This window comes from Cesiribacter andamanensis AMV16 (assembly GCF_000348925.1).
GTDB classification, from domain to species: domain Bacteria; phylum Bacteroidota; class Bacteroidia; order Cytophagales; family Cyclobacteriaceae; genus Cesiribacter; species Cesiribacter andamanensis.
Genome location: NZ_AODQ01000140.1, coordinates 1 through 11,029, shown reverse-complemented (window position 1 = coordinate 11,029; position 11,029 = coordinate 1). Strand labels below are relative to the sequence as shown.

The following is an 11,029-nucleotide window of genomic DNA, read 5'->3' as shown; positions in this document are numbered from 1 at the left end:
GTCTTTTTTTTATCTTGTTAATATGAGCAAGCTACTTGGAATATGTTGTGGCATCCTGTTATCTGCAGGAGGCCTTTATGGCCAATCTAGTTACGAGGGCTATGGGCTGCATACCACCAATGATGGTAATCTATGGATAAATTTGCCCAGGGGAAGGCAGTTAACTGAGAAGAATGTAATAGGACCTAGTGGGTATTTATTTGATGAGCATCAGCCGGGAGAAGTTTTCTATACGTCTAACAATATACAGGCTTATGAGGCTCTTAAATTTCGGGTAGAAACTAATGAACTTGAAGTGGTTACTGCTCACAAGAAAGTATTCCTTACACCTGGCCACATCCTTGGCTTTGCCCTGACAACTGAAGGAAAGAACCGGATATTTCTTGTAGCCTATAACGCTAATTCAAATTCAAATGAGTTCATGGAAGTATTGGCTAGTAACAAGGACGTTATGCTGCTGCAGGATAGGTCTATTGTTTACAAAAGAGGGGACTATAACCCAGCATTGTCAGTTGGCAACAAAGATATGTTTATAGAAAAAAATGAGTATTTTTTATTGCGAGAAGGAGTTACATACCCTGTGTCAACCGGTAAAAAAAACGTGATGACACTTCTTGCGGATAAGGCCTCCAGAATAGCTTTATTTGCCGAGGATCATTCCCTTAGGTATAATAAAATGGAAGATGTACTCCGTCTTATTTACGAGTATGTTTACATAGAGTAAATAAAGCCTGTTTTAGCTGGCAAACACTCGGTAGACAAATTGTTGTTTTGATATGTGGCCTCATAGTATACTATGAGGCTTTTTTTGGCTGTATTAAAAAGGGTAATTAAGTGGTCTTTTATGAATATGACTACCGGAACTTTGATCCCTCAAGGGTATCGAATAATTTTCAGCACAATACTATGGGTTAAACCGATTCTATGTAAAGGGCTTGATGCACTGATAGCTGAACGCCGAGCTTTACCCATTACGGGTACTACTTGCAAGAAAATATTTAAGGCCTCCCCGCATCATTAAGAAAGTTTATGAATGAGTTGAAAATATACAGCTAATATATAGCCGGTCTGTTGCGCATAAGAATTTAGGTAATAGGCCGGGTGTCATAAAGGTTTTTAATTCAGCGCTTTCTCAAATCCATACATAACCAAATGGTAAACCTTGTCTGATAAGCAAGTTCCTGTTTGGTAGCTAGTAGGATTAAGTTAATAATCCACAACCAAAACCTTTCTCAATGGGATCTTACCAAGGCGTATGTAGTTCCATGCAGATATTTATTCGCTAAATAATGAAGTTGTGTTCAATCAAGCCTGGACTTTGGAAATAATTTCAAAATGCACTATTAATAATTCAATTTTTATTTTACAGTTAGTAATGTAATAAAAAGACCTATAAACAATGGAATAAAGAAATTGGAGATGTACCCAAATTTTCTTGAGTTCTTTGAAGGTTAGTTTAGGTGCTTCTTAGGAGGCATATTTAACAAGTTGACAAACAGGGTATAGTAGCTGGTTAGTGATGATTTTATACCCGGTTAAGCATATTTTAAAAAATACTTATCTCTGATTACAACCATCTGACATCAGGAGTTGTCCCTATTTAAATTGCTCAAAAAGCATGTAATAAATAATTAATAAAAATACAATTATGAAATTTTTACCTTCTCTTTATCACACACTCATACAACACTTTTTTAACCCCTTCTACTATGAAGAAAATTCTACTGATGAGTTTCGTGCTCCTGTTGCTGATGGGTACATCGGCATGGGCTCAGCGGGCTGTCACTGGTAGGGTCACCGACGCCGGTAATGGCGAAGGCCTACCAGGTGTGGCTGTGCGCGTCAAAAACACCTCCCAGGGTACGGTTACCGATATGGATGGTAACTACCGCCTGGAGGTTCCTGCCGGGAATGCAACGCTTGTGTTCTCCTTTGTTGGCTACGCCAACCGTGAAGTAGCCGTAGGCAATCAATCCGTTATCAATGTTCAGCTCGCTGAAGACATTGAACAACTCTCCGAAGTAGTAGTAACCGCCGTAGGGATTCAGCGAGAGCAAAAAGCCCTGGGCTATGCAGTAGAACGCGTGTCGGGTGATGCCGTTCAACAAGTGGCCGAACCAGACCCCCTGCGGGCCCTGCAGGGCAAGGTAGCCGGAGTGAATATTGGCGGCTCCAGCGGCGCCCCGGGTAGTTCTACCCGCATTACCATTCGCGGTAACTCCTCTCTGCTGGGCAACAACCAACCCCTCTTTGTAGTAGATGGCATCCCCTTTAACAACGATGCCAACAACACCTTTGCCGGCCTCACACAAGGCAGTGCCAATACCAGCCGCATCGCCGACCTCGACCCCAACAACATCGAGTCCATGACGGTACTAAAAGGGGCCGCCGCCGCTTCCCTCTATGGTACCCGGGCCGCCAATGGGGTAATCCTGATCACCACCAAGACCGGCAGCGCCGGTGCCTCCCGCAAAGGCCTTGAAGTAAGCTACTCCACCTCCTATTCCTGGGAGACCATCGCCAACCTGCCCGATTATCATAATACCTATGGCACCGGCACCAACTTCCAGTATGCTCAGGTGAATGGTACCTGGGGCGCCCCCTTCATCGGCGCTCGCCCCTATGCCACCGTCGATTCCATTCCTCACTGGTATTCGGGCCGGGCTGGGATGGAGCAATTTAATGGTGTACTGGTGCCCTACCGGGCCTATCCCGATAACGTAAAAGATCTTTTCCGTACCGGCCACATTTTTGAAAACTCTGTATCGGTACAGGGAGGAAATGACAAGTCTTCTTTAGGCGTAACCGTTTCCCGCACCGATCATGAGGGCTATGTGCCCAATACCGAGTTTGACAGAACCAACGTAAGTGTGGGCGGCCGCACCACCCTGGAAAATAAACTCACCGTCGGTGCAAACCTGCTCTATAGCCGCATTAACCAGCGTGCTGTGCAAAGTGGGGTAGGAAACTCGGGCTCCAACAACCCCTCGGCCTTTGCCCGTGCACTTTACCTGGGCCGCAACTGGGATGTGCATGGCCAGCCGTATCAGAACCCGGTAGACCTTGGCTCAGAATTCATGGTAGCCCGCGGTCAGGCCGATAACCCCCTCTGGTCCTATGAAAATGCCGGCTCCACCGAGCGTACCGACCGCATCATGGGTACGGTTGATGTGGGCTATCCCATTACCGACTGGCTCAATGCTACCTATAAAGTAGGGGTAAGCACCTACAATCAAAATAACCTCTTCTTTGTGCGTCCGGGTTCAACAGGCCCATCCTCCAACCCCGGCGCCGGTCAGGTAACCGAAGATAACATCCGGTTTGAGGAGATTGAAAGCAACTTTTTGCTCACTACGGATTATGATTTCAACGAAGACTTCAGCCTGACCGCTACCGTAGGCCATAACGTAAACCAGCGTACCCGTAACCGGCAGGCCTTCCAGGGACTCAACTATGTGGTATTTGATATTGATGACCTAGACAATACCAACAACGTTACCCCCTTTGGAGGTGAATACAGCCAGCGCCGCATTGTTGGGGTATTTGGCGACTTTAGCTTTGGCTACCGGGATTGGGTGTACCTGACCCTGACCGGCCGCAACGACTGGTCGTCTACATTGCCCAAAGGGAACAACAGCTTTTTCTATCCAGCCGCTTCGCTGTCGGTAATTCTGACTGATGCCCTGAACCTGGAGTCCGGCATACTGGATTATCTGAAGGTTCGTGCAGGAGCCGCCCAGGTAGGAGCCGATACGGACCCCTATCAGCTGCGTTCAGTCTATGTTGTAAACCCCGTAGCTGATGTAGTAACTACTACAACCAACTTCCCCTTTAGGGGTATACCGGGCGCTACCCTTGAAAATACCCAGTATGACCCTAACCTGAAGCCTGAACGTACCCGGGAGTATGAACTTGGCCTGGATGCCCGCCTGTTTGGCAATAAACTGGGCCTTGAGTTCTCGGTATACGACAAAACTTCCTTCGACCAGATCGCCCCCATTAACCTTCCTTCCGTATCGGGTTTTAGCTCCCTGTTTACCAATTTTGGTACCATCAAAAACCGGGGCGTTGAGCTGGGCGTTGATGTAACCCCCATACAGACCAACGACTTCCGCTGGAATATGTATGCTACCTTTACCCATAACAAGAACACCATTGAGGAACTGACCGATGTAGTGCCGGAGATTACCTTTGGATCTGGTTTTGCCGGAGGGGTGATTTCGGTGCACCGGCCAGGGCAGGAATATGGTCTCTTGCTGGGAGCAGTAAGTATGCGGGATGATGAAGGGAACCTCCTGATTGACCCGGCCAACGGACAGCTGATCCCAGACCCTGAACCCCGCATCATTGGTAACCCTAACCCTGATTTTATCTTTGGCCTTACCAATAGCCTAAGCTTTAAGGGCATACGCCTATCGGCCGTGTTTGATTGGCGCCAGGGGGGTGACTTATGGTCCAATACTGTATTATCCCTGTTGGGTAGGGGGGTAACCAAGGATACCGAAAACCGGGAACAAAATTATATCATCCCCGGTGTGTATGGTAACCCCGTTACCCGGGAGCCACTGCGCAACCCCGAAACAGGAGAGAAGTACCCCAACCAGACCCAGATTGATGTGAACACCCTGTACTTTGGCCAAACTTTTGCCATCAATGCCGATGACGAGTGGGCCGTATGGGATGCCACTACCTACCGTCTAAGAGAGGTAACCATTGGCTATGAGCTGCCTAAACGCTTTTTGGAGGCTACCCCCTTTGGTACCGTAGCCATTAACCTAACGGGTCGCAACCTGTGGTTCTCTGCCCCTAACTTCCCGGAGTACACCAACTTTGATCCGGAAGTGAACCAGTTTGGTAACTCCAACCAGCAGGGCATCGAGTGGAGCGCTACGCCTACTACCAAACGGTATTCTGTGAACCTGCGCGTTACCTTCTAGGCCTCAACCCTTTAATCTAGCATTAAGTATGAACATACGACCTATATTCACATACGTGTTATCGGCAGGATTGCTTTTCGCTTCTACCTCTTGCGAAGACTTTCTGGATATCAACGTAGATCCGAACAACCCTGCAGATGTGCCGCTGGCCCAACTGCTGCCCACTACCCAGGTTACGACGGCTCGCTCAGTAGGCCTTTCTTCCCGGGGGCTTTCCAACATCACCTCCATGTACATGCACCAGCTGGTTCAGCGTGGCACCGAGGTAAACGACTATGCCTTTAGCGGCACTACCTTTGGTGTGACCGCCCCCTGGAATACCCTCTATCTGGCTACCCTTACCGATCTGAAGGTGATGAAGGAGAAGGCCGAAGCAGAAGAAAGCTTTCAGTACCTGGGCGTGGCCCAGATTCTGGAAGCCTATATCTATAGTGTAATGGTTGATATGTGGGGGGAAGTGCCCTATCAGGAAGCTAACCTGGGTGAGGAGAATACCAACCCTACTTTTGAGGACGGCGCTGCTATCTACGCCGACCTGTTTACCAAAATCGATGAGGGTATTGCCAATATCAAGCGTACCTCTACGCTAAGCCCCGGCGAGGATGATGTGATCTATGGTGGCAATATGGGCAACTGGGAGCGCTTTGCCAATAGTCTGAAGCTTAAGATGCTTAATCAGATCCGCCTTACCCGCGATGTGTCTAATGAGGTAAATGCGCTGCTCAGCAGCGGCATGCTCATTCAGAACCAGGCACAGGATTTTGAGCTGCAGTATGGCAATACGTCTGCTCCTGACGACAGGCACCCCGGCTATGTGGAAGAGTGGGCACCGGGTGGGGCAGGCTGGTACGTGAGTCCGTACTTCTATGAGATCATGACCGGCAAGCGTACTTTCTTTGCCTCCAATATCTTGGAAGGAATACAGGATCCTCGGGTGCCCTACTACTGGTACAACCAGGTAGCGCCAGATTTGGGGGAGTCGCCCGAAAACGCTACTTCCTATTACGATCCTGCTACCGGATTTTTAAGCATCTATCAGTTTTCATTCAACATCGATCCAAACGAAGGCTTTGACCAGGGGTCTTCTCAGGCCGTGGCGGGTTTGTATCCCCTGGGCGGCCGCTATGATGAAGGCAACGGACTAACCGTAAACTATAACGGCTACGGTTCTACCCCCCAGCGGATGCTTACCTACTTCTCCCTGCTCTATACCAGAGCCGAGCTGGCTCTGGTAGGCGCATCGAACGAGGATGATGTAGATCTGTTTCGCCAGGCCATGGAAGCGTCTTTTGCCAAAGTGAATCAAGTAGCATCTGCAGCAGGCGCTCCGCAGATCACCCAGGCCCGAAGAGACACTTACATTAATTCTGTAATGGCTTTGTATGAGGGAGGAGCCACCCAAACCCGGCTGCAACTAATCATGACCCAGAAGTGGATTGCGTCCTTTGGCTATGCGGTCGATGCGTACAACGACTACCGCAGAACCGGCTTTCCCATCCTGCATGATGGCAACGCCGACCTCCTGTCCACCACCGTACGCGGCCGTGAGTTTCCGGTATCCTTCCCATATCCCATTGCAGACCTAAACCTGCTGCCGGGCCGTAACCAGCGGAATGTATACCTGGACCGCGTTTTCTGGGATAGATAAGTTAGTGGATGCCTAATAAAAATAAACCTATGAAAAAATTAATAGCCTATATAAGCTTGTTATTCCTATCCCTGGCCGTTTTAACCGGCTGTGAGGATGAGGATGCCGTACGGGTGCCGGATCTTATTGAGGGAGCCTCACTTAGGGTGGTGTTTCCGGATCCGCAATTGTCGTTATTCAACTTTGATAATCCCGAGCAGTCTCGCATACAGTTTGATCTGTATACACAAAACAGAAACATTGATTCGGTTAATATCTATGCTACCTACCTTGATGCCTCTGAGGGAGTAACCTATCCAATAACTCCACAGGGGCAAGCGCAGCGGCGCCAATTAGTAAAAACCTATCGGCAAAGTGACTTTAACAGTGAAGGAGCAATCAAAAACGCCACAATTACGCTGGCTGAAGCAGCAGCTGCCTTTGGCCTTCAACTTTCAGATATAGAAGGAGCGGACGTCTTTAACTTCTATAATCAGGTAGTGCTGACTGACGGACGAAGGTTTCCTGAATCAATTGAATTGCCTGATGGATATAGTTCCAATACTGTTACACCGGATATTGCAGGCAGAGGAGTACAAACTTCAAGTTTTAATGCTGGGTTTACATCCTTTGTTGCTTGTTCATTGCCTTCTGGTTATGCAACAGGTAGGTATAGAGTGGAGCAAATTGGAGGCGCTACAGATCCATTTTCTGGTACCGGCCCCCGCTTTGGTACTGTAGAAGTTACTGTGATCCAAACTTCACCAATTGGCCGCCAGTTTGCGCTTTCATATTATGGGTTTGATAATATTACCTTCAATTATCAATTGGTTTGTGGCGAATTGGTGGTTCCTAAAACCTCCTCAGGCCTGGCATGTACGGGTAGTCCTGCCTTAGCCTGGAGAGGAGCTCCCGAAACCGGGCAATATCAGACCAGCTCAGATGATGAATTTATCATTGAACTTCAGGATAACGTTGATGCAGGCTGCGGCTTAACGGCTGGCTTGCCAGTTACATTAAAGCTAACCAAGATCTGAAATCTCTGTTAATGTACATCATTATATCAAATGACTTTTACCATGAATAAAATACAGAATGTTCTTTTATGGTTGGGTATCCTGCTGATCTCTGTAGCCTGTGTTGATGACTACTTTGAGGCAAACCCCCCTCTGCCGCTGGATTCGCCTTACTCGGTGCTAACGGTGGATGATACGGAACTCACCGGTGGTGAGTCGACCAATTTTACGGTACGTGTAGTAGATGCCCCCGGCCTTGTAGATTCGGTAGCGTATATTACTACAGACGATAAAGGTACAGTGGTCTTTGATCAGGGCAGCCTGAACAGTGTGATTGGCAGTGAATCCGGCACCTTTACCGGTACCTTTACGGCTCCTTACGATGCATCGGGACCCTTTACGCTTACCATCGTAGTGTTTGATGCCCAGGGCGAGCAGATGAAATCGCACACCATGAGCGAAACCCTTACGCTGACCTACCTGCTGGATGCCCCTACCTTTACCCTGGGTGCCAATGATGCGGTACTCACCCCGGGAGAGTCCACCACTGTAAACATCGATATCGAAGCGCTCGGCGGCATCGAGGACGTTCGGATCTTCTCCAACTTCGGCCAGGTAGTACTGGATACCGCCAGCCTGGATGCCGTGCGTGGAGAAGAAACGGGCGTAGTGCTAGCTACCTATACCGCGCCCTCTACCCCTACATCTACCGTAGGCCCTGTTACCTTCACTGCCTTTGTGGTAGACCAGTTGCAGGGTAGGGAAACCCGGGTAGTCACTGATGTGGAAGCTCCGGAGGTAACAGTAGAGTATACCCTGCCGGCACCGCAAATTACCGTTAGCGGTTCTAATGTGGTGCGGGCCGGAACCCATGAGTATGTGGCCTCTATTACGGCGCCGGGTGTTATAAGTGATATCGAGGTAAGCGCCAACATCAGTACCCGGGATGAGGAGATTGGCACGATTACCATTGATGATGAGGCCCTGGAAGCCCTCATTGGCCAGACCTCCGGCGAGCTGCCCATCAGCATTGCCCTGAGCGGGTTTATCGGCTATGTAGACCTGAACATAACGGTTACTGATGAGCAGGGGCGTGTTACCACAGAAACCTATAGAATACGGATTGATCCCTGACAGTAGCCTGTAGCAAGTGCTCTTGCTACAGGCAGCTAAACCTCTTGTTTGCTCCTTTTTTAGAGGGGTAAACAAGAGGTTTTTTAAAAAAGGTAGCGTAAGTGCATGTGAATTAGTACCTTATAGTATTGATTGCCTGCCATGAGAGTTACTGTAGTTCTCCTGATTTTTTTGAGCCTGGAGGTGCTGGCACAGCCTACTACCGAGGCCGTAAGCGGGCGACTGGATGCGCTGTCTACCATGCAGCCGAACAGAAGCATCCCGGGCCTGGGCTTCGATCATCGCTCCGGTACAGTACGCGGATCCCTCTATCTTACCGATGACTGGGTGCAGGGAGGGGTGCAGCTGGCTGGAGATACCGCCTGGGTCGAACAATTGGCCGTACGCTTTAACCTGCTGGACCAGGCACTGGAAATCAAAAGCCAAACCGGCATCAAGCTAGCCTATGCTTCCAATATCAAGGCCTTTTATCTGTACAGCTCCCAGGGCACCCGCCGCTTTGTTTCCGGCACTGTCTTTAGAGACGAAAAGGGGGATCAGCTGCCGGGCTTTGTAGAAGTGCTCAAGGAGGGCACCTTTCCTTATCTGCAACAAACCACGGCCTACATCAAAAAACCGGATTATAAGGAAGCGTTTCATATGGGGAGTATGGATTATCAGATCATCCATACCGATAAGTATTTTATCGCCGATCAGGGGGTGGTCTATCCGGTTCATGTCTTCCTGAAAGCCAGGCGGAAAAGGGATCCTGCCCTGCGAAAATTCATCGCCAAAAATGATCTTTCCATTAAGGAAGACGCAGACCTGGCGCGTATTCTGAAGTTTTTGAACAAAAACGAGCCCTAAGCCAAGCTGGTACAGGAGTAACTGCGCAGGGCCTGCCGGCTACTGAAAGCCCCTTCTACATCCAACACCCCTGCATGTAAAGCGCCAGGCAGCCATGGAAAAGACAACGCTGGCGCTGCTGCCCAGGACAGGCACGCTATCTGTAGACCTTGTCCTGTTGAGGGGGGTGACTACACTCTCCCTCATAGTTTAGCCGGCACTTGTCTCATAGTCAGGGAGTTTGTTTTCTGCTCACCCCAACATTAAGCATCCTTTTCCGTACCATCAGATATTCTGCGGTTTTACCATTTTTTCCAGGCCTTATGCAGCGACTTTTTACGATTGCTACAGCATGCTTTTTCGGCTTGCTTATTTCGTCTACCTATGCCCTGTCCAATACCCCTGAAACCGCGCCACCCCCTCAGCCGGGCCAGCTGCTGGTAAAGCTTAAACCCGAGTTTGCCTACCTTAATGCCGATGGCCAAAGCATGCGGGCCGATGCCTGGAAGCGCCTGGCACCCAGCCTGTCGGTAAAAAATGCGGTGGCGTTCAGTTCCTTCCGGCCTGTGAAGGGGAAGGCCGCAGCCCGGCGCCAGGCAACTCCCTCAGGGCTGGATATGCGCCTGTACCACCAGCTGAGCTTTGATCCTGCGCTGCCGCTGGAGCAGGCCACCACCGAGCTGCTCAAGTCCGGGATGGTGGAGCTGGCCGAACCGGTGCATACCGCCATCCCCTACGCGCTGCCCAACGACCCCCTGCTGGCCAGCCAGCGGCATCTTGCCCTCATTAAGGCGGCCGAGGCCTGGCAGATCAGCACGGGCAGCCCGGAGGTCATCATCGCCATTATCGATACCGGCATGGACCTGACCCACCCGGACCTGCTGGACAATCTTTACCGCAACGAGGCCGACCCCATTGATGGCCTGGATAATGATGGCGATGGCTTTATTGATAACTACTGGGGCTGGGATTTTGCAGGAGATGACTTTGCCAGTATGGGAGCGGGCGACCATGATCCCCATGGCAGCGCCCCCAACCTGGCGCATGGCACCCGGGTAGCAGGCGCAGCTTCGGCCACGGCCAACAATGGAATAGGGGTGGCAGGCATTGGCTACCAGGCCAAACTGATGGCCCTTAAGCATACAGCCGAAAATGATACCCGCCACAACGGCGGCGGTTTCCTGATCAACCTGTTGCAGGGGGTGCTGTATGCTGCCACACAGGGCGCCCACATCATCAATGCCTCCTACGGCACTACCTTTTATAGCCAGATTGCCCATGATGTGTACCGGCATGTAGCCCTGGAGTATGGGGTGCTGGTTGTGGCGGCGGCCGGCAACAGCAACTATCCGGGCGCACATTACCCCTCCGATTATGATTTTGTGCTGTCGGTGGCCGCCAGCACCATGGCGGATGGAAAAGCCCAGTTCTCCAACTATGGCTATGGCGTGGCGCTGTCGGCGCCGGGCGAGGGGTGTTTACCTACACAG

7 protein-coding genes are annotated in these 11,029 nt (G+C 50.2%); all 7 read left to right on the top strand.

Annotation, left to right across the window (positions count from 1 at the left end; all coding sequences use genetic code 11):
- Positions 1–724, top strand: a 724-nt coding sequence (locus tag ADICEAN_RS18075) for a hypothetical protein (RefSeq protein WP_236612953.1), incomplete at its 5' end; no start/stop codon positions are given.
- 985 nt (positions 725–1,709) lie between these two features.
- A complete protein-coding gene (locus ADICEAN_RS18070) occupies positions 1,710–4,937 on the top strand; it encodes a SusC/RagA family TonB-linked outer membrane protein (RefSeq protein WP_009197101.1) in 3,228 nt (1,075 codons plus the stop codon).
- 28 nt (positions 4,938–4,965) lie between these two features.
- The gene (locus tag ADICEAN_RS18065) at positions 4,966–6,585 is read left to right on the top strand and encodes a SusD/RagB family nutrient-binding outer membrane lipoprotein (protein ID WP_009197100.1); all 1,620 of its coding nucleotides are present in this window, start codon (positions 4,966–4,968) and stop codon (positions 6,583–6,585) included.
- A 29-nt stretch (positions 6,586–6,614) separates the two neighbouring features.
- Entirely contained in the window at positions 6,615–7,601 is a 987-nt protein-coding gene (locus ADICEAN_RS18060; protein WP_009197099.1) for a hypothetical protein, read from the top strand.
- Between the two features lie 42 nt (positions 7,602–7,643).
- On the top strand, positions 7,644–8,714 hold the full coding sequence (locus ADICEAN_RS18055) for a hypothetical protein (protein WP_009197098.1): 1,071 nt from the start codon (positions 7,644–7,646) through the stop codon (positions 8,712–8,714).
- A gap of 141 nt (positions 8,715–8,855) precedes the next feature.
- A complete protein-coding gene (locus tag ADICEAN_RS18050; RefSeq protein WP_009197097.1) occupies positions 8,856–9,560 on the top strand; it encodes a hypothetical protein in 705 nt (234 codons plus the stop codon).
- A 344-nt stretch (positions 9,561–9,904) separates the two neighbouring features.
- Positions 9,905–11,029 (top strand): S8 family serine peptidase (locus ADICEAN_RS18045; protein ID WP_040398052.1); only part of this gene is annotated, 1,125 nt, incomplete at its 3' end.

What these genes read in the sequence shown, in the direction of transcription:
- ADICEAN_RS18070 (WP_009197101.1), top strand. Translation starts at nt 1,710, where the DNA reads ATGAAGAAAATTCTACTGATGAGTTTCGTGCTCCTGTTGCTGATGGGT.
- ADICEAN_RS18065 (WP_009197100.1), top strand. Translation starts at nt 4,966, where the DNA reads ATGAACATACGACCTATATTCACATACGTGTTATCGGCAGGATTGCTT.
- ADICEAN_RS18060 (WP_009197099.1), top strand. Translation starts at nt 6,615, where the DNA reads ATGAAAAAATTAATAGCCTATATAAGCTTGTTATTCCTATCCCTGGCC.
- ADICEAN_RS18055 (WP_009197098.1), top strand. Translation starts at nt 7,644, where the DNA reads ATGAATAAAATACAGAATGTTCTTTTATGGTTGGGTATCCTGCTGATC.
- ADICEAN_RS18050 (WP_009197097.1), top strand. Translation starts at nt 8,856, where the DNA reads ATGAGAGTTACTGTAGTTCTCCTGATTTTTTTGAGCCTGGAGGTGCTG.